This is a genomic window from Staphylococcus delphini, assembly GCF_900636325.1.
In the GTDB taxonomy this organism is placed as follows: domain Bacteria; phylum Bacillota; class Bacilli; order Staphylococcales; family Staphylococcaceae; genus Staphylococcus; species Staphylococcus delphini.
Genome location: NZ_LR134263.1, coordinates 1,231,357 through 1,257,013, shown reverse-complemented (window position 1 = coordinate 1,257,013; position 25,657 = coordinate 1,231,357). Strand labels below are relative to the sequence as shown.

The following is a 25,657-nucleotide window of genomic DNA, read 5'->3' as shown; positions in this document are numbered from 1 at the left end:
AAAGAAGGTGAATCGGATACAAAAAATGATGCTATTGTTTTCTTGGTTTAAAAACTTGCCCTCATTACCCTGTATTTGATGTAAGATTGCCCAGAAGGCTGAGACTCCTGAGGGATAAAATAAATATCTAAATATGATTTCTACTCTTTAATAGTGGTTCCTGTTTATCGCAGTAGCTGTCTGACTTCTCAACGTATACACTTTTGAGAAGTCTAGTCAGCCTTGCGGGGGCAGTACGACGAAATCTTTGTTGAACATAAGATTTCTGTACTGCTCCCAAAATCCACAATGAATGGATGCGCTGGGAATCAATAAACGGTGTTCCAAAAGCAGGATTTTCGACAGAACTCCCGCGATTTCGGCAAAATTTGGAAATCAATTTTGCTCATCGCTCGGTTCTGCTCAAATCCTAAGCGCTTTTGTCACAACCTCCCCTCAGCCCCTCGGAACGCGAAGCCATGAAGGCAATCAAAACCAAAAATCATTGAGGGCAAGTTAAACAAGAATTCTGCATCAATAGCATCAAAAATCTTTGTGTCCCACCCACATCAAAAAAGCAATGCGTGCGCTTTTAAGTCACTCACATTGCTTTTATAAATTATTCGGTTGTCTGTTTAGCATGAAATTTTGCTTCCATTCGATAAATACGTGACCCTTTTTCAGCAAATTTATGTTCATACTCAGTCGGAATATTATCCCCGTCATCTTCTTGATGGAGGTTCAAGTTAATTTTTGTAAAATACATACCAAATTGAGACATACTCTCGAGGCTGTACGCAAATAACCCGCGATTATCTGTTTTAAAATGAAGCTCGCCATCTTCACGAAGGATTTGTTGATAGAGGGCTAAAAAGCTACGGTAAGTTAATCGACGTTTGGCGTGTCGTTTTTTCGGCCATGGATCAGAAAAGTTTAAATAAATTCGGTCCACTTCGCCTTGACGAAAATAGTCTGTTAAAATGACCGCATCGTTACATAATAATTTAATATTTGTTAAGTTAAGTTCGCGTACTTTATCCAACACACGAATCATCACATTTTTATCTCTTTCAATGGCAACATAGTTAATATGTGGATTTTGCTGCGCTAATGTCGTAATAAACTTGCCCATACCAGAGCCCACTTCTATGTGAATTGGCTGTTGTTGTTCGAACCACTCACTCACTTGATGGGCATGTATGCCTTCTAAATCCACAATATCGTTATGCTCAGTTAAGTAAGACTCAGCCCACGGTTTATTTCGCATTCTCATGATTATTCATACTCCTTAAATAAATACATTACTCTTCATGACTTCATTTAAGAATTTGAGCCAAGTATTCATATCTTTATAACGTTTATGTTCTTCGTTCCACTGAATCATACCAATAGACTGAATCACCGTATACCATTTCATACGTTTTTTTAAATTCATCGTTTCTTTCACTTCATACGTGTCAAGCCAACTCGACCATTGCACTTCAGGCACGTAGTTGTAGAGCAGCATACCGATGTCAATGGCAGGGTCAGCAATCATCGCACCTTCCCAATCGACGAGAAAGAGTTCATCTTTATCTGATAAAAGCCAGTTATTATGGTTGACATCACCGTGAACTACCGTATAAAAACGTGGATCAAATTCCGGCATATGGTCTTCTAAATACGTTAAAGCCTTTCTCACGATATGGTGCGTTAACACATCACGAGACAATGAGGCGTTAATTTTATGCAACATAATTTCAGGTGTGATAGGCGCCATCTCCATACGCTTCAACATCGTTAATAATGGTTTCGACTGATGAATTTTTTTCAACAAGTGTGCCACGCGATCTTGGGCCATTTCTTGCGATTCGAGTTCACGCCCATTTTTCCAATGTTGGGCTGTCACCACTTCACCGGTTTCGATACGTTTCGTCCAAACCAGCTTAGGCACGATGCCTTCTGCTGATAATGCCGCGATAAATGGATTGGAATTACGTTTCAAAAACAACTTTTGACCATCTTGCTCAGCCATATAAGCTTCACCAGATGCACCACCAGCCGAGTCAAGCGTCCATCCTAACTGATAAAACTGCTCCACAACTCGTTCACCTCACTTTCAAATAGAAAAGGCTCATGAAATTTTTTCAAGAGCCATATTTAAACCATTTTTACAATGATTTTAAATTCACGTTCATGTTTAACACTCATTTAAGATTTTATAATTATTGAGCCTTTTTTTCAACCAAAAATGAAACACAAAATGTGACTTTTTACCTTTATCCGTTTTGAAAGTTTCACAAACTCTTCATAATACTGTCAAATCAGCCTATTTAGTGTGAATGTGAATGAATATATCTTTCAAAACCTTCTTGTAAGCGTCTTGTAATCGGACCGACTTTACCGTCATTAACAACTTCACCATCGATTTTAACGACAGGCATTACTTCGGCAGATGTACTTGAAATGATCACTTCATCAGCTTCTTTCAAAAATGCCAACGAGAATGCTTCGTCTTTAAACGTAATTTGCTCATCATCACAAATCCATTTAATCACCTGACGTGTAATCCCGTTTAAAATTAAATTGTTCGCTGGATGAGTGTATACAACGCCATCTTTAATCGCATAAACATTACTTGAAGCACCTTCTGTCACCGTACCATCACGATGTTGAACCGCCTCAGTCGCATTGTATTTTGTCGCATATTCTTTCGCTAATACGTTACCTAATAAGTTTAAACTTTTAATGTCGCAACGCAACCAACGAATATCATCCGTAGTAACGACCGACACACCTTCTTCAAGCGCTTTAAATGGACGATCGTATGATTTTACGAAAGCTGTTAATACAGGCTCTACTGATGGCGTTGGAAAAGCATGGTCACGCGGTGCAGCACCACGTGTCACTTGCATATAAACCCCACCATTTGTCACATCATTCACTTGTGCGAGTTCACGAACCAGTTCAGTCAATGATTCCACTGTGTAATTCAATTCTAAACCGATTTCACTCGCACTACGTAATAAGCGTTCGAAATGTTCTTTAGCTGTAAATAATTTGTTGTCGTAAATACGTACATATTCATAAATACCGTCTCCAAAATTGTATCCACGGTCATTAAAAGCGACTTTTGCCTCGCTTTCTTCTACAAAACTTTCATTAATCAGTACTTTTGTCATAGATTATCCCTCCACACAAACCGCATAAATCGCTTCTAAATAAATGCTCGTTGCGTTAAATAGTTGTTTTTTCGTGATGTATTCATTTTTTTGATGCATTAAATCTTCTGAGTCCTCAAACATCGCACCGAACGCGACACCTTTATCTAAATTACGGGCATAAGTCCCTCCGCCAATCGTAAATGATGGGCGCATGTCTCCTGTTTGGTTGCGATAAGCTGTGAGTAATTTTTGCACAAACGGATCTTCAGGGTTCACAAAATGAGGTGTTTGTACTTTAAGACCTTCAATATCAAAACCTAATGCTTGAATTTCGGCAGTAAAGTCATTGATGGCAAGGTCAAAATCAAAACCTTCTGGATAACGTAAATTAATACCGAATGAACCACCTTCATCTAAATCATAGCGAATCACACCGATATTTGTCGTTAAATCGCCCATCAAATCAGAATGGAACTTCATACCCATTTTTTCACCAAAGTGAGAATCAAATAAGTATTTTTCGCCAAAAGCTGTCCAGGATTGCGCAGATTGATTTAAATTTAACGTGTTTAAGAAATGAATTAAATATAAACCCGCATTCACACCAATAGAAGGATCCATGCCGTGTACAGCTTTACCAAAAACAGTTAGTTTCAAAATGCCGCTATCAATTTCGTGTTGGCCTTCTAATTGGTGTTCTGATAAAAACGCTTCAAAACGCTGAATCGTATCCGTCATATTTTCTTTTACTAAAATATCCGCGTTGGCAACGTCTGGCACCATGTTGAAACGTTCACCTGAAACGAACTGCTTCAATTCGATTTCAGGTTCATCGTCATCTAACGTTAAAGTTCGTTGTTTAATCGTAAATGTCGTAATCCCTTTTTCACCGTGAATAAGTGGGAATTCTGCATCAGGTGCAATACCAATCGTCGGCATTTCTTCAGTTTTGAAATAACGTTCTGTACATTTCCATTCAGACTCTTCATCTGTTCCGATAATAATATGTATTCTCTTTTTCCAATCTACATTCATATCATTAAGAATTTTTACTGCATAATAAGCCGCGATAGTAGGACCTTTGTCATCTAGTGTTCCACGCGCAATAATACGGTCGTCCGTTTCAACAGGGTCAAATGGATCTGAATCCCAACCGTCACCCGCTGGCACAACATCAACATGACCTAAAATACCAAAAAGTTCTTCACCTTTTCCGATTTCGATACGGCCGGCTAAATGATCAGTATCAAAAGTATTAAATCCATCACGCTCAGCTAACTGATACATATATTCAAGTGCCGCCCTAGGACCTGGACCCACTGGCGCGTCTTCCGTAGCTTCTGCATCATTTCGGACTGATTTGATAGCTAAAAGTCCTTTTAAGTCTTCGATCATTTGCGTTTCATATTCTTGTACTTTTTCTCTCCACATGCTGATCAACTTCCTTTTTTTCATGATTGTATTTCTTATTTTACATGAATTATCCATTAAACGACAGTAATATTTCTGCACACTTTTTTTATTTTTCTGACAAACAGTTGTCCTTCATTTTAAAATGGCGATGAACTCGGGGAAATTCTGAAATTATTATCATAAAAAAACATCTCACATATGAATCAAGTCATCAGAGTCACGTTGAGATAAACGTCAATATATATCATTGCTAAAAATGTTCTCAAAGATGTGACAGTAAAATTAAAAACCAGATGCTAAGGTCATCAACATGACACCTTAACGCCTGGTTTTAAAATGGTTACTTATTCGGTTCGTTGTCACGCACAACATGTAAATTGTGTGAAGGATCTCCGCCACCTTCATCATCAAACAACGCTTCTCTGTCATCTAAGTTATCACGTTGTTCACCGTTCAACAACTGCTCTTTTTTCTCATTAATAAATGATTTCGGATCTTGTTTCGCTTCGTTAATATAAGCTTTGGGATCCTCTTTCACTTTATTAAATTCTTGCGTTGCAGCTTCACTCACTTGTGCTGCTTTTTCTTGTGCACGTTTTTTGTAGTCTTCCGGATTTTCTTTATATTTTTGATATTCTTGCTTCAAGTTTTCGCGGTTTTGTTTATTTGAAAGTACAACTGCTGCCACTGCACCTCCAATACCAAGAATCGCTTTAAACAGTTTTCCTGATTTTGCCATCTTAATCACCTCAAATACTTTTAATGTAAGGTTACCCGACAGATGCGCAAGTTAAACCTTTTTCATTTAAATATTTCAATGATTAACGATAATTCAGCAATTTCAACTCGTCCTCTGTTAAAGGTCGATAAGCACCTGGTGACAGTGATGAATCTAACGTGAGGTCACCAATGGACACCCTTTTCAATTCAATCACTTCATTATCAATCGCATGAAACATCCGCTTCACTTGATGATACTTTCCTTCTTGAATCGTAACATATGCCGTCGTTGGCTCATCCAAAATTTCAAGATGTGCAGGTTGTAGCTGACCCTCTTTTAAGGTGATACCTTCTTCAAAACGTTTTGGATCACTTGCTTTCAATGCATACTTCGCTTTAACCCAATACGTTTTCGACACATGCTTATTCGGACTCATCAGCTCATGGTTAAATTGACCATCATTCGTAATTAACAAAAGCCCTTCAGTATCTTTATCAAGCCGACCCACTGGAAATAAGTCTAGGTGTTGGTAGTCTTCAATTAAGTCAATCACTGTTTGATGTTGCTCATCCACAGTTGCAGAAATGACGTTTTGCGGTTTATTCATCATCAAATATACAAACGGTTCGTAAGCAATCACACGCCCTTCCACTTCGACCACATCATGCTCTGGATCAATTTGTGTTTTAGCGGACTTGATTTTCACGCCATTATGCAATACACGCCCTTTTTTCAACAGCGCTTTAACTTCTGTACGTGTCCCGACACCCATTTGCGCTAAAAATTTATCAATACGCATTATAAAAAGCTCACTTTGCGTCTAATTTTGTTTGGAATCTCACCTAAAAACTTATCTGCCAAGCGTGTCTTCATAGTTAATACTGCATAAATTATAACGCCAACGATAGCACAAATAACTGTAATGATAAATGCGCCGACATGACTTGCTGGTGAAATCACGAATTCCAAACCAAAATAAATGATTTCAACAATAATCATCATAATGAAGCTATATAATAAAATTTTACATACATCGATAATGGTTTCGTTAAATTTGAAACGTGCGTATTTTTTAAGAATGAAAAAGTTACATACAATCGCAAATGTTAATGCAATCGCTGTACTTAAAATCGCACCAGCTGTTTCAAACATAATAATTAAAGGCATGTTTAAAATTAATTTCAACACGACTGAACCGACAATGACGAACACCGTTAATTTTTGTTTATCAATCCCTTGTAACATCGATGCCGTCACACTCAATAACGAAATCAAAATCGCGACAGGTGCATAGTAGAACAATAAACGACTGCCATCCATACTGTATTCATAAAACACCGTATAAAGTGGCACAGCTAATGCCATAATCCCTAAACTTGCTGGCACTGTAATGTACATCAAGACACCTAATGCCGTACGAATTTGACGATGCATTTCAACATAATCGCCTTTTTCGTATGTTTTAGTAATAAATGGAATTAAACTAATCGCAAATCCAGCCGCTAAAGACGTTGGAATCATAACGATTTTGTTCGTTGTCATATTGAGCATCGTAAAAAAAGTACCTTGTAAACTTGTTTCCACACCTGCAATGGACAATGCATTATTGTGCGTCAATTGATCCACAATCATAAACAGTGGGAAGTTAAGACTTACAATGACGAACGGAATACTGTAAGAGAGAATTTCTTTGTACATTTTTGAATATGGCACATCAATTCCTGTCATATCCGAAGCCACCATTTCCTGTATGCCACGACGACGTTTAATCCAATACCACCAAAGCGTTAAAATACCAGCAATCGCACCAATCGCAGCACCGAACGTCGCGATACCATTTGCTAATAATACAGAGCCATCAAAGACATTTAATACGAGATAGCTGCCGACTAAAATGAAAATGATACGCGCAATTTGTTCTGTCACTTCGGATAATGCTGTCGGTCCCATCGATTTGTAACCTTGGAACACCCCACGCCAAGTAGCTAACACTGGAATAAAAATCACGACAAAGCTAATCGTACGAATAATGGCAGTAATTTGATCGACTGTCCAACCCGCATTTTTATCCATATTATGCGCAATCGTGACTGAGGCAATCATTGGAGACAAGAGATATAAAATGATAAAGCCTAATATCCCTGTAATACTCATCACGATAAAACTGGACTTGTACAGTTTTTGACTGACACGATATGCACCTAATGTATTGTATTTCGCAACGTATTTCGACGCCGCAAGAGGTACACCGGCAGTGGCAACAGCTATCGCTACATTGTAAGGTCCATAAGCATAGTTAAACGGTGCAAGATTATCTGCGCCGCCTATGATTTGGTAAAACGGGATAATGTAAATAATACCTAAAACTTTTGTAATTAAAATACTTAAAGTTAGTAAAAAGGTTCCCCTTACTAATTCCTTGTTTTCACTCATAGATAACCAACCTACTCTACATTTTTTCAAGATTTAATTATAACACAATATGGATATTATACACTGATTGAGAATATGTTAAAATCAAAATATCAATTTTAAGGGGTTTTTATAAAATGTATCAAACAATTGTGATCGGTGGCGGGCCGAGTGGATTAATGGCTGCCATTTCATCAAGTCAAAACGGACAATCCGTACTCCTGTTAGAAAAAAAGAAAGGTTTAGGACGTAAATTAAAAATATCCGGCGGGGGACGTTGTAATGTGACCAACAACTTGCCCTATGCTGAAATTATTCAACACATCCCTGGAAATGGAAAGTTCTTATACAGTCCTTTTTCAATTTTCGATAACCAATCCATTATCGATTTTTTTGAATCGCGGGGTGTTGCATTAAAAGAGGAAGATCATGGTCGTATGTTCCCTGTATCAAATCAGTCACAAGATGTACTTGATGCATTGATTCGTGAATTGAAACAAAATAAAGTTATAGTCAAGGAAGAACAAACTGTCGTGGGTGTGAAAAAAGTGGAGGCAGACCATTTCCAAGTCCAACTCCAAAATGGTGATACGTATGAAGCAAAAACAGTCATCATTGCGACAGGTGGCACAAGTGTCCCCCATACTGGATCAACGGGTGATGGCTATCGCTTTGCACAATCATTAGGTCACCACATTACAGAACTGTTCCCTACAGAAGTGCCGATTAAATCAAACGCACCCTTTATTAAAAATCAGTCACTTAAAGGGTTGAGTTTAAAAAATGTCGGCTTGTCCGTTTTAAAGAAAAATGGCAAAAAACGTATTACCCATCAAATGGACATGCTGTTTACGCATTTCGGTATTAGTGGCCCTGCCGCACTGAGATGTAGTCAGTTTATTTATCAAGAGCAAAAAAGTCAGAAGCAACAAAACATTCAAATGCAAATTGATGCCTTTCCTGAAATCAATGAAGAAGCACTCAAACAAAAAATCACGCAACAGCTCAAATCACAACCCGATAAGTATATTAAAAATGCACTCAAAGGGTTGATTGAAGAACGCTACTTAACACTGATGATTGAAAGCGCCGATATTCCGTTTGAAACGACGTATCATCATATCAGCGCACAACAACTGACTACACTCGCACATCAATTCAAAGCATTTACTTTTGAAGTCTATGGCACATTACCGTTAGAAAAAGCTTTCGTAACCGGTGGCGGCGTTTCAATCAAAGAAATCGTACCCACGACTATGGAATCCAAAATCACACCTGGCCTATATTTATGTGGTGAAGTATTGGATATTCATGGATATACAGGCGGTTATAACATTACAAGCGCCCTTGTTACAGGGTACGTCGCAGGTTACTTCGCCGGCTTTGCAGAATAAAAATTAACCCTATCACACAACATTCCCCCACCTCAAATTGATAACGAGCTGGGGGTTTTGATTGATGTATCCATTCAAATGTTAACATCATTAACCTCCGCATTTGGCCGTCTCAACGCGCACAAAGAGCTATATTAAGATAAGTGGCTTATGATAGTTTGTATTGGTAATTGTTTTTCCCACACCCCACAGATTGCAAGACCGCGCAAGATGTAGACAGTTCACCTTCTCCCTACCATGTGCACATCAATTTAGCTCCACTCTCTCCCTTCTCCTCCCTCAAAAAAGATATAATGCGGTGAGCGTGTGAAGTTACATGTGTTTTTGATAGTTTGTGTTGGTGCTTGTTCCCCCACACCCCACAGATTGCAAGACCGTGCAAGACTCCCGAGGGGAAAGTTAAAAGCAAAATCAAATCATTGAATTATGAGAGTGGCTACTGTTTAACGCAGTAGCTGTCTGACTTCTCAATGCTTTTGCTGTTGAGAAGTCTAGTCAGCCTTGCGGGGGCAGTACAACGAAATCTTTGTTGCACATGAGATTTCTGTACTGCTCCCAAAATCCAATTCGGCCTCCATCAAGTGTATGCTTTAATCCAGCCGAATTTAGTTGAAGGGTCAGCCCTAGGACAGCGCAGCACAGGTCAGCAATCTTAAACAGCTATAAACTCATCAATTTAGCTCCACTCTCTCCCTTCTCCTCCCTCAAAAAAAGATATGATGTGGTGAGCGTGTTGGAAATTGGGATAAAAACACTTTTTATTCTGTTACATTTTGCTTTAAAAACTACAAAGATTGCAAGACCGTGCAAGACTCCTGAGGGATCAGCTGGCCCGGAAAATCCAATTCGGCCTCCATCAAGTGTATGCTTTAATCCAGCCGAATTTAGTTGAAGGGTCAGCCCCTAGGAAAGCGCAGCACAGGTCAGCAACCTACAAAACACACCAAATGCAACTAAAATGTTCAACAACCTACAAATACACTCAAATGTAACCGAAATGTTCAACAACCTACAAACACACTCAAATGTAACCGAAATGTTCAACAACCTACAAACACACCCAAATGTAACCGAAATGTTCACCAAACAACAAAACAAAAAACACTGTTATCATCGTATGGTCTCCCACACAACAATAACAGTGCATCATCAAATCTTAAATACGCTTAAACTCTAACCCTTCATCGCCCCAAGCACGCATACCACCTTCAACATTCACCGCATCAATCCCATGATCATTCAAAAACGCAACCACTTTCGCACTTCTCACACCGCCAGCACACACAATGTAGTACGTCGTGTCCTTTTTGAAATCATCCACATGATCCGGAATCTCATTCATCGGAATATGTTCTGCGTCAGGAATCATCCCCATTGCTACTTCTTCATCTTCGCGTACATCGACAATATGGACTGGTTCTGAACTTAAAATAATCTCTTTTAATTCATTTGTACTAATCTCTTTCATTATCCTCTACGCTCCCTTATTCATCTTTATTTCGCGACAATATTCACCAATTTTTGTGGAACTGCAATGACTTTCTTAACATCTTTACCCTCAATGGCAGCTTTAATGTTGTCATTGGCTAACGCTGTCGCTTCCATATCCGCTTTACTCATATCTTTTGGAATTTCGATTTTAGCACGGACTTTACCATTCACTTGAACGACGATTTCAACCACATCTTCTTCTAATAACGATGGATCGAAACTTGGCCATGGTTGATAAGTAATCGTTGTATCATGTCCTAAAATAGACCATAATTCCTCGCCGATATGTGGGGCGATAGGTGCTAACATTTTCACAAATCCTTCTGCATAGGCTTTAGAAATGGTGTCAGCTTTATAACATTCATTAATAAAGACCATCAATTGACTAATCGCCGTATTGAAGCTTAATGATTCGAAGTCTTCAGTGACCTTTTTAACTGTTTGATGGTAAACCGTTTGCAATGCTGCTGTGTCACCTTCAACCACTTTATCCGTAAGTTGACCGTCTTCAGTGACAAACAAACGCCATACACGATCTAAGAAGCGACGTGAACCATCTAAACCATTTTCACTCCATGCAATTGAAGCTTCTAATGGTCCCATAAACATTTCATATAAACGTAAAGTGTCTGCACCGTGTGAACGAACGATATCGTCTGGATTCACCACATTACCTTTTGATTTACTCATTTTTTCGTTACCTTCACCTAAAATCATACCTTGGTTGAATAATTTTTGGAAAGGCTCAGATGTAGGCACAACACCTAAATCATAAAGCACTTTATGCCAGAAACGTGCATATAATAAGTGCAATACAGCATGTTCAACACCGCCGATATAAAGGTCGACTGGCAACCAATGTTTAAGCTTTTCGGGGTCAGCTAACATTTGATCATTTTTAGGATCGATATAACGCAAGTAATACCAACAGCTACCCGCCCATTGTGGCATTGTATTCGTTTCACGGCGACCTTTCATACCTGTTTCAGGATCAACAACATTCACAAAATCATCAATATTCGCAAGTGGTGATTCACCTGTACCTGAAGGCTTGATTTCATCTGTTTTAGGCAGTAATAATGGTAATTCGTTTTCCGGTACCGTTGTCATTGAGCCATCTTCCCAATGAATAATCGGAATCGGTTCACCCCAGTAACGTTGACGACTAAATAACCAGTCACGGAGTTTATAATTCACTTTCTTTTCTCCAAGACCTTTTGCTTCTAGTAGTTCAATCGCTTTTGCAATCGCCGCTTCATTGTTTAGACCGTCTAATTCACCAGACTGAACATGTGCACCGTCACCTATGTAATAAGGTGTGTCTGCATCGTTTTCAATGACTGTCACAATTGGTAAATCAAATGTTGTCGCAAATTCATAGTCTCTTTCATCATGTGCTGGAACGGCCATCACAGCCCCTGTCCCATATGAGGCTAACACATAATCAGCAATCCAAATAGGTACTTGCTCACCTGTAAATGGATGAATCGCATAAGCCCCGGTGAAGACACCTGTTTTTTCTTTTGCCAGATCTGTTCGTTCTAAGTCAGATTTTTTCGCTGCTTCGTCTTGATAATGTTTCACTTTTTCATATTGTTGCGATGTCGTAATTCGGTTCACTAAAGCATGTTCAGGACTTAACACTAAAAATGTTGCGCCGTAAATCGTATCTGGACGTGTGGTAAATACTTCAATCGGTGTATCGATATTTTCGACTTTAAAGTTCACTTTCGCCCCTTCAGAACGACCAATCCAGTTACGTTGCATGTCTTTAATCGATTCGGGCCAATCAAGTGTATCTAAGTCTTCAAGTAAACGATCTGCATATTCTGTAATTTTCAATACCCATTGTTTCATCGGGCGTCGAACCACTGGGTAGCCCCCACGTTCTGATACACCATCGACCACTTCTTCATTAGATAGGACAGTACCTAACGCTTCACACCAGTTCACTGGAATTTCATCAATATAAGCTAACCCTTTTTTATAAAGTTGAATAAAAATCCATTGTGTCCATTTATAATATTCAGGGTCTGTCGTACTCACTTCACGATCCCAGTCATAACTAAAACCGAGCTCTTGAATTTGACGTTTAAATGTTTGAATGTTACGTTTTGTAAATTCCGCCGGGTCATTTCCAGTATCAAGGGCATACTGTTCAGCAGGTAAGCCAAACGCATCCCAACCCATTGGATGTAACACATTGTAACCTTGCATACGCTTATAACGTGACAAAATGTCTGTTGCTGTATAACCTTCTGGATGCCCCACATGTAACCCTGCACCTGATGGATAAGGGAACATATCTAACGCATAAAATTTCTTCTGCCCGATATTATCTTCTGTTTTAAACGTCTTGTTTTCTAACCAATACGTTTGCCACTTTTTTTCGACTTCTTGATGATTGTAACTCACAATTAAATCCTCCTCATTCATAAAAAGACACCTCAAACTATTCATATATGCTAAGGGACGACTTTTGCCGCGGTACCACCCTCATTCACTCCTAGAAGTGCACTTCATTTCAAATAGTAAGAGATGTCATTTATTTTTCATTATTTATCGGCAAGTTCACTTAAAGTTTTTCGTTAGTTCGCACCACCACTAACTCTCTGTGGAAACCCTTTTAAGTTACTACTCCAGTACAGCACGACCACATGCTTAATTCGTAATCAACTACTATATTATGCAATTTAGTACAAAGATGCAAGTGTCATTTACTGTGATTAACGATATAACGTTTTCGGATCCACTTTTCTATCATAAATCGAAAGGAATACCATAGCGATGACGAGTAAACCTATCATTGATAAAAACATGATTTGCATATTAAAAACATCGACGAGTATCCCACCCACTAATGGACCAAAAGCTTTCCCCACTGTTGATGCGGAATTCACAATGCCTTGATAGACCCCTTCCCTACCTTTAGGCGCTAAATTATTAGCAATCGTCGGTACAGCAGGCCAAACGAACATTTCTGCAAATGTCATAATGACCATCCCAACAACGAAGATTGAAAATGATGTCGCAAAACTTGTCACGAAAAATGACAGTATAAATACAACTAATCCAAAGTAAAGTTGCTTTTTCAGTTGCCCTTTAATAAGGTGAATAATCGGTAATATTAAAGGTTGCCCGACTAAAATGAGCACCCCGTTCACTGTCCATAACAAACTATATTGACTCATAGAAATACCGATACTTTGCGTAAATGAAGCAATAGTTGTTTGCCATTGAACATAAGCAATCCAACATAGCGCAAACATCACACATAATAAAATGAGTGCTGTGAAATGTTTCTTGTTTTGAATGTGCGCCACATTTTCCAACGTTTCTTGATGTTTAACCGTCGCTTGATAGTTCATGTTAAATTGAAATAATGCGATAAAGAAGAAAATGACGTACATTGCCAAGTTCGCCATAAAAATGTAATTAAAGCTCAGTTCAGCGACAAAACCGCCTAGCGCTGCACCTAATGCCACACCAATATTTTGTGCTAAGTAAATCGCATTAAACGTTTGTCTTCCCCCTTGCGGCCATAATGCTCCAGCCATCGCATAAATCGCAGGGATAATCATCCCACCGCCAAAACCAAGCATAATGAGCCAAATCGCATACCAAGGCCAACCGTGGAAGAAATTTAATAAAATGGTAGCGCACAAACTCACAATCGTGCCTAACATAATTGTCCGATAGCCTCCAAGTTTATCGAACAATGTCCCACCAAGTAAATTTCCTACAATCATCCCAAATGAATTGACCATCAGTACCAGTCCAGCAGTACTTAATGATTTGCCGAGTTCCTCATTCATATAAATCGTATTCAACGGCCATAAAAAACTCGCACCTGTGATATTAATCGCCATCCCAATGACGAGCCACCATATTTCTTTAGGCATATTCACTGATGTTTCACTCCTTTTCTCTCTAGCACACACTATAACACGTTATGATGAAAATATGTTAAAATCTTCAAATACTGTTTAAGAAAAATGACGAATACGATATGATAAAAACAGTTTAAACATAGAAAGTTGAAAGGAAGATTGTGATGGGCACTTATTTCCCATATGCTTTTGAAAAGAAACGATATCACACTTTAAACTATCATCTAAAAAATAAATTTGGTCAAAAAATATTCAAAGTAGCTTTAGATGGTGGTTTTGATTGCCCTAATAGAGACAGTACGGTTGCGCACGGCGGTTGCACATTTTGTTCAGCAGCAGGGAGTGGTGACTTTGCAGGTAATCGTGCTGATGCGATTGAAGTACAATTTAAAGAGATTAAAAATAAAATGCACGAGAAATGGCATGAAGGTCAATACATTGCATATTTCCAAGCCTTTACCAATACACATGCGCCCGTTGCTGTATTACGAGAAAAATTTGAAGCTGCATTAAAAGAACCGGGTGTGGTTGGATTATCTATCGGGACTCGTCCAGATTGTTTACCAGATGACGTCGTGGACTACCTCGCCGAATTAAATGAACGTACGTATTTATGGGTGGAGTTAGGTTTACAGACCATTCATCAAGAAACATCTGACTTAATCAACCGCGCACATGATATGGATTGCTATTATGAAGGTGTCTCAAAATTACGTCGTCACAACATTAATGTATGTTCACATATTATTAATGGTTTACCTGGTGAAGACTATGACATGATGATGGAGACTGCAAAAGCGGTTGCTCAAATGGATGTCCAAGGCATTAAAATTCATTTATTACATCTATTAAAAGGTACACCCATGATGAAGCAATATGATAAAGGTTTGCTCCAATTTATGACAAAAAAACAGTACATCCAACTCGTTTGTGATCAACTCGAACAATTACCACCAGAAATGATCGTCCACCGTATTACCGGTGATGGCCCTATCGATTTAATGGTCGGTCCTATGTGGAGTGTCAATAAACGGGAAGTATTAAATGAAATTGACGCAGAACTTGAACGTCGTGGTACTGTTCAAGGCGCATCTTATAATGCTCAGGTGCGCATATGATAGTCGAACGTATTTTACCTTTTGCCAAATCATTAATTCGTAGTCATACCACATCAGAAAGTGTCGTCATTGATGCAACGTGTGGCAATGGTCATGACACGAAATTTTTAGCAGACCTCGTCCCTAATGGTCACGTTTATGGCTGTGACATTCAACAAGAAGCAATAGAAAATACAAAGCGACGTGTTCACGATTACAGCAATGTTTCCCTTTTTCATACGGGGCACGAATGGATTACGCAATATATTAGAGACGAACATCTCACGCAGGTACATGCTGCCATTTTTAATTTAGGTTATTTACCGAAAGGCGACAAATCTATCGTCACACAATCAACGACTACTCTCGCTGCTGTACAGACGATTTTTGATGTATTACAACCTGAAGGCATTATCGTTTTAGTCGTTTATCCAGGCCATGAAGAAGGTGCGGAAGAAAGCGAGACTTTGATGAAGCATTTGACAGCGTTTGATCAACAACGCGCACATGTTTTGAAGTATGAGTTTATCAATCAACAAAACCGACCGCCGTATGTGATTGCACTTGAGAAAAGAGCTTAGTGTCAATAAAGGTTAAAGTGTTGTAAAAGATGTGAAGCTTTTTAAGTTTGTCACAGCGTTGTAGATTATAAATTAGAAAACGATACCCCCAATCCTTTTGATGTCGTGCGCAATAGATGGCTATTGGGGCCTCTTGTTTCAAAGGATGGGCGTATCGTTTTTTATTTTTATATTTCGCTTCAAGTCAATCTAGACCCAATTCGCTCTATCACTTCTCTCAAAAAACCAAGTGCGAGATAAATGGGGCGAATTAAAGCTTATGTATTGATTTCGAATTTACGTTCATCACGCACTACGAGAAAAACCAACGACAATCCCCATTGTGGACGCGTTGGTTTTATGATAGGTAGTATGAATAATTTATTTTCATTTGCACTCTCTTTTTAATTCAATGTCGTCTTTGGTGATGCCTAGAATTGCGGGCTTTTGTAGCTCTTCAATTCTTTTTAGCTTTTTCAGAATGGGTGCATTAAATCTTGATCTCAAATGAGAGTCGCATTGGTCCTTAAATATCACAGCCGTTGACAATGTCATTTAATAATGTTCTCAAATGTGCATCTCTTTTTTCGATTTCTATACATGTAAAATCAATTAAGTCTTGTTTGTCCGCTTCTTTATCCTCATTAAAATGAATAATAACGGTTCTTTCATCGTTTGTCGGACGCTCTTTAACAATCCATTTCATTTCTACCAAATTGTTGTAAGTTCTTGTGCGCTTGTAAGTCTTAACTTTCACATAGTCATCCATTTCTTTTAATGTCATCGAACCTTGATCCCAAAGTGTCAGTAAAATCAAAAACTCTTCTTTCGATAAACGATATTTTCCCTCAATTTCTTCAAAAATGGCTTCAACTTCTTTTTGCAGTTGGTCAAGGAGCATGATATCGCTCACTTTATAATTATTTTTTTCAGTCATAATAAGCCCCCATTCTTTGCTACCTATCGTTTATTTGTACCCACAAAATAGAAATCTAATCATATTTAATATATTAGTAATACTTTGTCATTTTAAAATTTGAAGTTGTAGAACATTTTCTTCAAATTATTTACTTTTGCAATCACTTTCTTAAGTTTTTATCCTATTTAATTGCATATGACTGAGTTTGAAGTAAAAGAAACGATGCATATATTAAAAATTGTGAGGTTTTTCACAGAAAAAAATAGCCCTACACTCTACAAAAAGTGATAGGACCATTTAAAATCTATTCATTTATTATTTTTAAGTTAGAAAAGGTGAGAAATAGAGTCTTGCATATCTTTTAAAATTTTAACAGATTTAGCGAATTTTTCTTTTTCTTCGTCATTTAATGGTGTTTCAATGACGCGTGAAGCACCGTCGCCGTTAATCACTGTTGGCACACCAGTGTACACACCTTCATGACCATATTCACCTTCTAAGTAACTTGACACAGTTAATACGATGTTTTGGTTTTTTAAGATGGCTTTTGAAATATGCATTAATCCCATTGCCACACCGTAGTAAGTTGCACCTTTTGCTTTAATGATCTCATATGCTGCATCACGTGTATTCACATAAATATCTTCAATTAAATGTGCTTTTTCAGGGTCATTTTTCAATTGATCATAAATTGAAATTCCTGCAATTGTTGCGCCTGACCATACTGGCACTTCAGAGTCACCGTGTTCACCGATAATATAACCATGAATACTAGCTGGTGCTACATCGAACGCTTCACTAATTAAATGTCTGAAACGTGCTGTATCTAAAATTGTACCTGAACCGATAACTTTGTGTTTTGGTAAGCCTGAGTATTTTAAAGTGACGTAAGTTAAAATATCTACTGGGTTCGCTGCGATTAAGAAAATACCATCGAAGCCGCTGTCCATAATTGATGTCACGATATCTTTATAAATTTTTGCATTTTTTTCTACTAAGTCTAAACGTGTTTCACCAACTTTTTGAGGCGCGCCTGCACAAATCACGACTAAATCTGCATCACCGCAGTCAGAATATTCACCTGCTACGACTTTAACTGGGGAATCTGCATACGGTGCACCGTGGTTTAAATCTAATACATCTCCAAGCACTTTATCTTTATTGATATCGATAATAACAAGTTCATCTGCTACACCTTGACTCATCATTGTAAAGGCATAGCTTGCACCCACAGCACCATTACCTACTAATACCACTTTATTACCTTTTGTCTTCATGAAAAACACTCTCCTAACTATGCCAAATTTGTTCGCTATTTATTACTTGTGATTCTTTTCACATATACAATTTAACACGTTTTCTATTTTCTTTCAATGATAAATTTTTAGGACAAACGAAAATTAATCGTTCATCCTATACTTTTTGTATATTTTTAACTTATTTAAGACTATTTTCATCTTCAACTAAATAGCCTGCCGCATACACCCGATTGTTTAAAAAGCTTAAAATATAACGCATGACGGCTTCACGTTCGGGTTCATTATGAATTTCATGTGCAAGATGAGGCCACGCTTTAAAATAAACTTCATCTAGATCCAATGTGTGCAATAATTGATGCGTCACTTCAGTATCAGAAATTTGATCAGCTGTTCCATACATAACACACATCGGTTTCGTCGTTAGTTGATGAAGATGATCAGCTGTATCTTTCATAGTACGTACTACTTCTTTATACCAATGATAGCTCACTTTTTTTAACATCATCGGGTCATTTCGCGTTTCTTCTTGGACTTCTGGATTGCGTGTTAGTAGTTCTGCTTCAATACCTAAATCAAACTTTGTCCCTTTTGAAACGTCACCAATGTTGGATGCTAAAATATTTTTACGTGTTTTATATTGTTTTTGAAATGCGAGAAGTGGCGAAAGTAAAATTAAACCTTCGATATCCAATTGCACTTTTTCTAATAAGTTTAAACAAATTAAACCACCTAATCCGACACCAATCATAAAAATAGGCAAATGATATTCTTCAGCAATTTCAACCCATTCCAACACACGCTCTTGATAGGCTTCAAAGTTTTGGATTTGCCCTTTGTTCATACGTGAAGTTTGGCCTTGTCCTGGCAAATCACCCATAATAACATGGTAGCCATTGCGTTTTAAATGTGTAATCACATAGGCATAACGTCCTGTATGTTCTAACATATTGTGTACAATGACGATGACCCCTTTAGCCTCACCTTCAGTTTCCCATTTCCACATACTACATTATCCTTCCTTTAATTCTATGTATTATAACATCTATTATAGCGTGACTCCCCCATTCATCGCGACTAAAAACATAAAAAACACGTGAATCCGTCATGATCAATCGCCACAACCATCCCACGTGTTTGCTATATTTTATGCAAGTTTAAATAATTTACGCATCCAACCGACACGTAATAATAGTACAGTTAATAAAATTTCATAAAATGTAGGGAAAAATTTTGCCACTAAGAGTAACATCAATTGTCCAAAGAAAGTGCCCTCGCCTTGACTTACATTAAATTGCGCTAAAATGCCTACATCGATTACATTCAAACCTAAGATGACTACAATCACTGGCCAAATTTTCTTTGTTAAAACACCTACAATTAAGCCGATAACGACCAATACAATTAGTTCAAATATAAAATACTGCACAAATGTATCTAACTGCGTCCCAAAAATGTAGAATGCCATATCTCTAAACATTGTCTATCTCCCTCTAATCGTTTTCACTTTATTTTATCACGATTCACTTGCCCTCAATTTAAAGATATCGTAAAGATTCAGGCCAGCCATTTACAGAACGTTAATATTCATGACAGTCTATTATGATCTTTAGAAGAACTTCACAGTGATTTCATCATAGCTTGACATCAAGGTGCTATAGTGAAACTAAACAAAGTCAAATTAAAGGAGTTTATGATGAAGCTCGTTTATAAATGTTTGTTTTGCATCGTTCTTTTCTTATGTATGCCACTCATCACAGCAGTCGCTCAAGAACCAATTACGATAGAAGCACACCATTAAACCATATGTTATGAATACTCTTTTTATAACTTTTTTCACATCGCATCAAACCTTAGTCACTCAACTTGATAAAATTCGTACCTTTTTATATGAAAACGTTTTCTTCCCTTATCTGTTCATGATACACTGATATTACATCAGAAACATAATGGGAGGAATTCAGCATGGCCATAGTCAAACACTTTTTTATCGCATTGTCTAATAATGCATTTTTAAATTCAGCAGCGAAAACTATTGGGCCTTCACTAGGGGCAAACAGAGTGGTCGCAGGGAATACAATTGATGATGTGATTAAAACGATTAAACGACTGAACGAGAAAAATATTTCAGTTACAGTAGATAATCTCGGTGAATTTGTGAATAACGAACGAGATGCTATTGAAGCGAAAAATAATATATTAAAAGTGATGGAAGCGATTCATGAACATCAATTAGACGCACACATGTCTGTCAAACTGAGTCAGCTCGGTAGTGAATTTGACCGTGCCCTTTCATATAGCAACATTCATCAAATCGTTGCTAAAGCACAAGAATACGATCATATGCATATCAATATCGACACAGAAAAATATGATAGCTTATTTGATATTACGCAAACATTAGACCGTTTGAAGCCTGAGTTCAACAATGTTGGTACGGTGATTCAAGCTTATTTATTTAAAGCAGACGTATTGATCGATAAATATCCAGACTTACGCTTACGACTCGTTAAAGGGGCTTACAAAGAATCACCATATATTGCATATCAAGCAAAAGAAGAAATCGATGAAAATTATATTCGCTTAATTGAAAAACGATTATTGACTGCGAAAAACTTTACGTCGATTGCAACACATGATCATCATATTATTAATCATGTGAAAGAATTTGTTGAAAAACATAATATCGATAAATCAAAATTTGAGTTCCAAATGCTTTATGGCTTTAGATCTGAACTCGCTGAAGAAATTGCAAATGAAGGTTACAATTTTACGGTTTATGTCCCATTTGGTGATGATTGGTTCGGTTATTTCATGCGTCGTTTAGCAGAAAGACCTCAAAATATCACATTGGCATTTAAAGAGTTTGTGAAACCAAAAGCGTTAATTTCTGTTGCAGGTGTCACATTAGGTGTACTTGCGTTACGTAAAATTTTGAAACGTAAACATTAATGAATATCAGACCATATATAGAAAGAAAGGACTAGGACATATGTGTTGTTTTCCCGGTCTCTACTTTTATTTATGGACGGATTTCTATTAATGGTGATTAAACCGACGAAAAATAAGAAGGATTAGGACATAAAAATGGGTGCTATTGTTTTCATGATTTCATAAACTTGCCCTCAGTTTACCTAAATTTCATATAAGATTCCCCAGAAGGTCGAGACTCCTGAGGGGATGCGTGCGTACCGCTGACAGTCGCCTCTTTACTTTAATAGTGGTTACTGTTTATCGCAGTAGCTGTCTGACTTCTCAATGTTTGCACTTTTGAGAAGTCTAGTCAGCCTTGCGGGGGGCAGTACGACGAAATCTTTGTTACACATGAGATTTCTGTACTGCTCCTAAAATCCACAATGAATGGGTGCGCTGGGAATCAATAAACGGTGTTCCAAGAGCAGGATTTTCGACAGAACTCCCGCGATTTCGGCAAAATTTGGAAATCAATTTTGCTCATCGCTCGGTTCTGCTCAACTCCTAAGCGCTTTTGTCACAACCTCCCCTCAGCCCCTACGAACGCGAAGCCATGAAGGCAATCTAAAGCCACAAATCATAGGGAGGGCAAGTTAAACAAAATAATGTATCAATAGCAACCAAATCCTTATGCCCCAGTCCTTTCTTTTTCATATCCCTAGTTTTATCGAAAAAGATGCCACTCACCTATTTTAAGTGTGTGCATTTGATGTCGATTACGCGTTCATTTGTCGAAGTAAGTTTGCCATTTCAATAGCACCAACTGCAGATTCAGCACCTTTATTGCCTGCTTTTGTACCTGCACGTTCAATGGCTTGTTCAATATTTTCAGTTGTCAACACACCGAAAATGACTGGGATACCCGTATCATCGCTCGCTTTCGCAATACCTTTAGCCGCTTCATTACACACATAATCATAATGCGACGTTGCACCACGAATGACACACCCTAAAGTTACGACAGCATCATATTTGCCTGTTTGCGCCATTTTTTTAGCGACGATTGGGAGTTCAAATGCGCCCGGTACGTATGCGATATCTACATCATCTTCTGCCACTTGATGTCTTCTCAATGCATCTTGAGCCCCATCTAATAAACGTCCTGTAATTAAATCATTAAATCGACTCACTACCACTCCAATTTTTAAACCTTTACCATTTAATTGACCTTCGAATTTCATCATACTTCCTCCTCTATTTATATTAAATGACCCATTTGTAATTTTTTCACTTGCATATAATCATGGTTATGCACATTCGTTTCAGTAATAACGGGAATACGTTCGCCAATTTGAATACCATAGCGCTGTAATCCTAATAATTTTTCAGGGTTATTACTTAATAAATTGACCGTTGTAATATTAAAATACTTTAAAATTTGTGCTGCAATATCATAATCACGTAAATCCGGCTCAAAACCAAGTGCTTCATTCGCTGAAACAGTATCATAGCCTTGTTCAATTAATTCGTAAGCTTTTAGTTTGTTCATTAATCCAATGCCACGCCCTTCTTGCGGCAAGTACAACAACATACCACCGTGTTGCTGGATATACGCCATTGAAGCTTCTAACTGTTCCCCACAGTCAAATCGCTCACTATGAAATATATCACCAGTCGCACAAGCGGAATGGACACGGACATTCATAGTCGGTTGAATATCACCTTTGACGAGTGCTAAATGTTCTTCTCCGTCAATATTTGAAGTAAAACCGTACATGTCAAATTCACCAAATTGGGTTGGCAATTTAATTTTCGCTTCCACTGAAATCAATGGGCGTTGTACTTTAATATACGCCACAAGGTTTTCAATCGAGATCATTTTTAAGTTATGTTGCGCTTTAAACTGCTCTAATTGCTCACCTTTGGCCATCGTCCCATCATCATTCATAATTTCACATATCACACCGGCTGGACGTGCACCTGTTAACTTCGCCAAATCGATTGTCGCTTCTGTGTGGCCCCGACGTTCGAGGACTCCGTGTTTTTTAGCAATTAACGGAAAAATATGACCAGGTTGATGAAATGTCTCAGCCGTCATTTTTTCATCTATCAGTGCTCTCGCTGTTGCTGTTCTTTCAAAAGCACTAATGCCTGTAGTCGATTGCACATGATCAATACTTTGTGTAAATGCAGTGCCGTGGGGATCACGATTATGTTTGACCATACTATCGAGACCGGCTTGTTGGGCGATCTCTGCTGTAATTGGTGTACAAATGAGGCCTCTTCCATGTGTCGCCATAAAATTAATTGTGTGATCATTCATCCACTCTGTAATCGCAACGAGGTCACCTTCATTTTCACGGTTTTCATCATCAACGACAATAATCATATCACCCTGTTTCAATGCTTCTAACGCTTCTTCAATTTTATCTAATTGCATGTAACGCCCCTCCTTAAAAACCTGCATTCAATAAATCTTCTACTGACAGCTGTGATTTTTCTTTCGTGATCGCTTGGACATATTTAAAGAGCATGTCTGTTTCTAAATGCACCGGATCACCTTGTTTTTTGTCAGCAAGAATGGTCGCTTTACGCGTTTCTGGAATTAAATGAATATCAAAACAATCTCGATATTTTTTAAAAACTGTCAAACTGATCCCATCTACAGCAATCGACCCTTGTGGAATCATTTGATCGAGTATGCACGGTTCAGCTGTAATTGTATAAATCCATTCATTTTGAGATGTTTGAATGTGTTGAATCACGCCTTTACCATCGACGTGACCTTGTACAAAATGACCACCTAATCTACTAGTAGCTAATAATGCACGCTCTAAATTAACGGCATCATTCGTTTTTAAATTTGCTAAATAGGTTTTATTTTCGGTTCCGTGAATGACATCTACTGTAAAGCTATGTTGATCAAAACGTGTCACAGTCAAACATGTACCATTGACACTAATTGAGTCACCCACGTGCATATCGTCTAATATTTTTTTGCATTGAATTGTCAGTGAAGTGGTAGGGTTACGTTTTTGAATATGTTGAATTGTACCGACCTCTTCAACGATACCTGTGAACATGTCGTCACTTCCTTTGCATTCGGAGTTTTAAATCGGTATCTATTATGTCAGTTTGTACAATTTCAAATTGTGGAAGTTGGTTTAAAGGTGTTACCAATGCTGTTTGATAAAATTGATTCACACCTTGACCACCTATGATTTTCGGGGCTAAATATAGGATGAAGTGCGTCACAAAACGAGACGCTAAAAATTGTGAAGTGACGTTAGGGCCTGCTTCGACAAGGACATGGCCATAACCTTTTTGATATAAATCTTTGAGCACATCTTCAATTTGCATGTCGGTTTGCTGAATAATTTCAACATGGTCCAATGATGAAGTAAGTGCTTGATTTTCTGTATAAATATAAATCGGTGTCACGCAATCTTGGAAAAGTTGTGCATTCCAGTTGATTTGACCTGAACGCGATAAAATGACTTTCGCTGGATGATGGCCGTCTTCCATGCGTGTCGTTAAACTTGGATTATCATGTGTCAGCGTGCCATTGCCAGTTATTATCGCATCATGTGAATGTCTCAGTTGGAAAACATCTGCCTTTACTTGTTTAGAAGTAATCCATTGACTTTCAAAATGATCCGTCGCTTGTTTGCCATCTAAACTGGCGCTCACCTTAACTGTCACAATGGGCACGGCATCTTCTTTACTGTCATAAAAAGCGGCATACAATTGTTCGGCACGTGGATGCGGACGATATTCCACCTTAATACCATGTTGCACCATCATGTCATGGCCTGTTTCTTGTAACGTCGTATCTTTCGCAGCATAAACGACTTTCGAAATGCCAGTGTCAATGATACGTTGTGCACATGGAGGCGTACTACCGTAATGTGAACATGGTTCAAGTGAGACGTAAATCGTTGCACCTTTGACATGTTCAGCGCCTGCCATATCAATCGCTTGAATTTCAGCATGGCGCTCACCCTTTTTTAAATGTGCACCGAAACCGATGATACGTCCATGTTTCACAATGACGGCGCCCACTGCTGGATTCGTTCCAGTTTGGCCTTGCGTCATTTCTGCCAATTGTATCGCAGATTCTAAATAATGGTTCATACTTTCACCTCAATAAAAAACCACTCGATTGTCGACTTCGAGTGGTAGGATGTATGAAAAGTGATCAAACACATTGATTCTTTTTCATTCAAAATTTGGATACGACAAATAAACTCACATATTGCATGTGAAAAATGTCGTCACTATTCTTCCTCCCATCCAGACTTTCACTGTCGGCTCTAGATTCTCACTAGATCAGCCATATCAAATCAATGATACGGGTCGCAGGCTTATGTTTTACTGCCGGTTGGGAATTTCACCCAGCCCCGAAAGAATATATAAAATTGTATTGAGAATAAAAGATACGCATGGACCTATCAAAAGTCCATGCGTCT

22 protein-coding genes, 1 riboswitch and 1 other annotated feature are annotated in these 25,657 nt (G+C 38.2%); of the genes, 4 read left to right on the top strand and 18 right to left on the bottom strand.

From position 1 onward, the window contains the following. Positions 1 to 598: 598 nt before the first annotated feature. The 7 genes from trmB to EL101_RS05970 form a co-directional block, all read right to left on the bottom strand. Complete coding sequence (gene trmB / locus EL101_RS06000; RefSeq protein WP_096596741.1) at positions 599 to 1,252, bottom strand: tRNA (guanosine(46)-N7)-methyltransferase TrmB; 654 nt, start codon at positions 1,250 to 1,252, stop codon at positions 599 to 601. A gap of 15 nt (positions 1,253 to 1,267) precedes the next feature. Beyond that, complete coding sequence (locus EL101_RS05995; RefSeq protein WP_096596739.1) at positions 1,268 to 2,059, bottom strand: phosphotransferase family protein; 792 nt, start codon at positions 2,057 to 2,059, stop codon at positions 1,268 to 1,270. A 232-nt stretch (positions 2,060 to 2,291) separates the two neighbouring features. Next, the gene (dat, locus tag EL101_RS05990; protein WP_096596737.1) at positions 2,292 to 3,140 is read right to left on the bottom strand and encodes a D-amino-acid transaminase; all 849 of its coding nucleotides are present in this window, start codon (positions 3,138 to 3,140) and stop codon (positions 2,292 to 2,294) included. Between the two features lie 3 nt (positions 3,141 to 3,143). Further along, positions 3,144 to 4,553, bottom strand: coding sequence for a dipeptidase PepV (pepV, locus tag EL101_RS05985; protein WP_096596735.1), 1,410 nt, complete (start codon positions 4,551 to 4,553; stop codon positions 3,144 to 3,146). A 322-nt stretch (positions 4,554 to 4,875) separates the two neighbouring features. Next, positions 4,876 to 5,274 (bottom strand): YtxH domain-containing protein, encoded by a 399-nt coding sequence (locus EL101_RS05980; RefSeq protein WP_019165028.1) that lies wholly within the window; start codon positions 5,272 to 5,274, stop codon positions 4,876 to 4,878. Positions 5,275 to 5,356: 82 nt separating this feature from the next. Continuing rightward, positions 5,357 to 6,055, bottom strand: a complete 699-nt coding sequence (locus EL101_RS05975; RefSeq protein ID WP_096596733.1) for a pseudouridine synthase — start codon at positions 6,053 to 6,055, stop codon at positions 5,357 to 5,359. Then, positions 6,055 to 7,689 carry a putative polysaccharide biosynthesis protein gene (locus tag EL101_RS05970; protein ID WP_096542067.1) on the bottom strand — a complete coding sequence of 545 codons (1,635 nt, stop codon included), beginning with the start codon at positions 7,687 to 7,689 and terminating at the stop codon, positions 6,055 to 6,057. Before EL101_RS05970 ends, EL101_RS05975 begins: the two co-directional genes overlap by 1 nt. A gap of 116 nt (positions 7,690 to 7,805) precedes the next feature. On the opposite strand from EL101_RS05970, the gene EL101_RS05965 reads away from it, so the two are divergent. Then, entirely contained in the window at positions 7,806 to 9,062 is a 1,257-nt protein-coding gene (locus EL101_RS05965; protein WP_096596730.1) for a BaiN/RdsA family NAD(P)/FAD-dependent oxidoreductase, read from the top strand. Between the two features lie 1,156 nt (positions 9,063 to 10,218). On the opposite strand, the gene EL101_RS05960 is transcribed toward EL101_RS05965, so the two are convergent. From EL101_RS05960 to EL101_RS05950, 3 genes are all read right to left on the bottom strand, one after another. Continuing rightward, positions 10,219 to 10,530 (bottom strand): rhodanese-like domain-containing protein, encoded by a 312-nt coding sequence (locus EL101_RS05960; protein WP_096542063.1) that lies wholly within the window; start codon positions 10,528 to 10,530, stop codon positions 10,219 to 10,221. Positions 10,531 to 10,556: 26 nt separating this feature from the next. Beyond that, on the bottom strand, positions 10,557 to 12,971 hold the full coding sequence (gene leuS / locus EL101_RS05955) for a leucine--tRNA ligase (RefSeq protein WP_096596917.1): 2,415 nt from the start codon (positions 12,969 to 12,971) through the stop codon (positions 10,557 to 10,559). 47 nt (positions 12,972 to 13,018) lie between these two features. Next, positions 13,019 to 13,210 (bottom strand) — a binding site (T-box leader). A gap of 69 nt (positions 13,211 to 13,279) precedes the next feature. Further along, the gene (locus EL101_RS05950; protein ID WP_096596728.1) at positions 13,280 to 14,461 is read right to left on the bottom strand and encodes an MDR family MFS transporter; all 1,182 of its coding nucleotides are present in this window, start codon (positions 14,459 to 14,461) and stop codon (positions 13,280 to 13,282) included. Positions 14,462 to 14,607: 146 nt separating this feature from the next. On the opposite strand from EL101_RS05950, the gene mnmL reads away from it, so the two are divergent. Next, the gene (gene mnmL, locus EL101_RS05945) at positions 14,608 to 15,561 is read left to right on the top strand and encodes a tRNA modification radical SAM protein MnmL/YtqA (RefSeq protein WP_096596725.1); all 954 of its coding nucleotides are present in this window, start codon (positions 14,608 to 14,610) and stop codon (positions 15,559 to 15,561) included. Further along, positions 15,558 to 16,121 carry a tRNA 5-(aminomethyl)-2-thiouridylate-methyltransferase MnmM gene (gene mnmM / locus EL101_RS05940; protein WP_096596723.1) on the top strand — a complete coding sequence of 188 codons (564 nt, stop codon included), beginning with the start codon at positions 15,558 to 15,560 and terminating at the stop codon, positions 16,119 to 16,121. Before mnmL ends, mnmM begins: the two co-directional genes overlap by 4 nt. Positions 16,122 to 16,626: 505 nt before the next feature. On the opposite strand, the gene EL101_RS05935 is transcribed toward mnmM, so the two are convergent. The 4 genes from EL101_RS05935 to EL101_RS05920 all read right to left on the bottom strand — a co-directional run bounded on the left by EL101_RS05935 (position 16,627) and on the right by EL101_RS05920 (position 19,755). Continuing rightward, positions 16,627 to 17,037, bottom strand: coding sequence for a transcriptional regulator, SarA/Rot family (locus tag EL101_RS05935; RefSeq protein ID WP_096596721.1), 411 nt, complete (start codon positions 17,035 to 17,037; stop codon positions 16,627 to 16,629). 308 nt (positions 17,038 to 17,345) lie between these two features. Beyond that, on the bottom strand, positions 17,346 to 18,296 hold the full coding sequence (locus EL101_RS05930) for an L-lactate dehydrogenase (RefSeq protein WP_096596718.1): 951 nt from the start codon (positions 18,294 to 18,296) through the stop codon (positions 17,346 to 17,348). Positions 18,297 to 18,456: 160 nt separating this feature from the next. Next, positions 18,457 to 19,281 (bottom strand): alpha/beta fold hydrolase, encoded by an 825-nt coding sequence (locus EL101_RS05925; RefSeq protein WP_096596716.1) that lies wholly within the window; start codon positions 19,279 to 19,281, stop codon positions 18,457 to 18,459. Positions 19,282 to 19,422: 141 nt separating this feature from the next. Beyond that, the gene (locus EL101_RS05920; RefSeq protein ID WP_096596713.1) at positions 19,423 to 19,755 is read right to left on the bottom strand and encodes a hypothetical protein; all 333 of its coding nucleotides are present in this window, start codon (positions 19,753 to 19,755) and stop codon (positions 19,423 to 19,425) included. A 485-nt stretch (positions 19,756 to 20,240) separates the two neighbouring features. Here EL101_RS05920 and EL101_RS05915 point away from each other — a divergent pair, with 485 nt between their 5' ends. Beyond that, positions 20,241 to 21,227 carry a proline dehydrogenase family protein gene (locus EL101_RS05915; RefSeq protein ID WP_096596710.1) on the top strand — a complete coding sequence of 329 codons (987 nt, stop codon included), beginning with the start codon at positions 20,241 to 20,243 and terminating at the stop codon, positions 21,225 to 21,227. A gap of 737 nt (positions 21,228 to 21,964) precedes the next feature. Here EL101_RS05915 and ribH read toward each other — a convergent pair. From ribH to ribD, 4 genes are read right to left on the bottom strand one after another with little or no spacing between them, the layout of a single operon-like run. Further along, positions 21,965 to 22,429 (bottom strand): 6,7-dimethyl-8-ribityllumazine synthase, encoded by a 465-nt coding sequence (gene ribH / locus EL101_RS05910; protein WP_179299321.1) that lies wholly within the window; start codon positions 22,427 to 22,429, stop codon positions 21,965 to 21,967. A gap of 17 nt (positions 22,430 to 22,446) precedes the next feature. Next, positions 22,447 to 23,628 (bottom strand): 3,4-dihydroxy-2-butanone-4-phosphate synthase, encoded by a 1,182-nt coding sequence (gene ribB / locus EL101_RS05905; protein ID WP_096596705.1) that lies wholly within the window; start codon positions 23,626 to 23,628, stop codon positions 22,447 to 22,449. Positions 23,629 to 23,641: 13 nt separating this feature from the next. Continuing rightward, a complete protein-coding gene (locus EL101_RS05900) occupies positions 23,642 to 24,271 on the bottom strand; it encodes a riboflavin synthase (protein ID WP_096596703.1) in 630 nt (209 codons plus the stop codon). Between the two features lie 4 nt (positions 24,272 to 24,275). Further along, positions 24,276 to 25,322, bottom strand: coding sequence for a bifunctional diaminohydroxyphosphoribosylaminopyrimidine deaminase/5-amino-6-(5-phosphoribosylamino)uracil reductase RibD (ribD, locus tag EL101_RS05895; protein ID WP_096596701.1), 1,047 nt, complete (start codon positions 25,320 to 25,322; stop codon positions 24,276 to 24,278). Positions 25,323 to 25,465: 143 nt separating this feature from the next. Beyond that, positions 25,466 to 25,600: riboswitch (FMN riboswitch) on the bottom strand. Positions 25,601 to 25,657 lie beyond the last annotated feature (57 nt).

Excerpts from the sequence above, each read along its gene's own strand:
- trmB (WP_096596741.1), bottom strand. The coding sequence starts at position 1,252 with ATGAGAATGCGAAATAAACCGTGGGCTGAGTCTTACTTAACTGAGCAT.
- dat (WP_096596737.1), bottom strand. The coding sequence starts at position 3,140 with ATGACAAAAGTACTGATTAATGAAAGTTTTGTAGAAGAAAGCGAGGCA.
- pepV (WP_096596735.1), bottom strand. The coding sequence starts at position 4,553 with ATGTGGAGAGAAAAAGTACAAGAATATGAAACGCAAATGATCGAAGAC.
- EL101_RS05980 (WP_019165028.1), bottom strand. The coding sequence starts at position 5,274 with ATGGCAAAATCAGGAAAACTGTTTAAAGCGATTCTTGGTATTGGAGGT.
- EL101_RS05975 (WP_096596733.1), bottom strand. The coding sequence starts at position 6,055 with ATGCGTATTGATAAATTTTTAGCGCAAATGGGTGTCGGGACACGTACA.
- EL101_RS05970 (WP_096542067.1), bottom strand. The coding sequence starts at position 7,689 with ATGAGTGAAAACAAGGAATTAGTAAGGGGAACCTTTTTACTAACTTTA.
- EL101_RS05965 (WP_096596730.1), top strand. The coding sequence starts at position 7,806 with ATGTATCAAACAATTGTGATCGGTGGCGGGCCGAGTGGATTAATGGCT.
- EL101_RS05960 (WP_096542063.1), bottom strand. The coding sequence starts at position 10,530 with ATGAAAGAGATTAGTACAAATGAATTAAAAGAGATTATTTTAAGTTCA.
- mnmL (WP_096596725.1), top strand. The coding sequence starts at position 14,608 with ATGGGCACTTATTTCCCATATGCTTTTGAAAAGAAACGATATCACACT.
- mnmM (WP_096596723.1), top strand. The coding sequence starts at position 15,558 with ATGATAGTCGAACGTATTTTACCTTTTGCCAAATCATTAATTCGTAGT.
- EL101_RS05935 (WP_096596721.1), bottom strand. The coding sequence starts at position 17,037 with ATGACTGAAAAAAATAATTATAAAGTGAGCGATATCATGCTCCTTGAC.
- EL101_RS05930 (WP_096596718.1), bottom strand. The coding sequence starts at position 18,296 with ATGAAGACAAAAGGTAATAAAGTGGTATTAGTAGGTAATGGTGCTGTG.
- EL101_RS05925 (WP_096596716.1), bottom strand. The coding sequence starts at position 19,281 with ATGTGGAAATGGGAAACTGAAGGTGAGGCTAAAGGGGTCATCGTCATT.
- EL101_RS05920 (WP_096596713.1), bottom strand. The coding sequence starts at position 19,755 with ATGTTTAGAGATATGGCATTCTACATTTTTGGGACGCAGTTAGATACA.
- EL101_RS05915 (WP_096596710.1), top strand. The coding sequence starts at position 20,241 with ATGGCCATAGTCAAACACTTTTTTATCGCATTGTCTAATAATGCATTT.
- ribH (WP_179299321.1), bottom strand. The coding sequence starts at position 22,429 with ATGAAATTCGAAGGTCAATTAAATGGTAAAGGTTTAAAAATTGGAGTG.
- ribB (WP_096596705.1), bottom strand. The coding sequence starts at position 23,628 with ATGCAATTAGATAAAATTGAAGAAGCGTTAGAAGCATTGAAACAGGGT.
- EL101_RS05900 (WP_096596703.1), bottom strand. The coding sequence starts at position 24,271 with ATGTTCACAGGTATCGTTGAAGAGGTCGGTACAATTCAACATATTCAA.
- ribD (WP_096596701.1), bottom strand. The coding sequence starts at position 25,322 with ATGAACCATTATTTAGAATCTGCGATACAATTGGCAGAAATGACGCAA.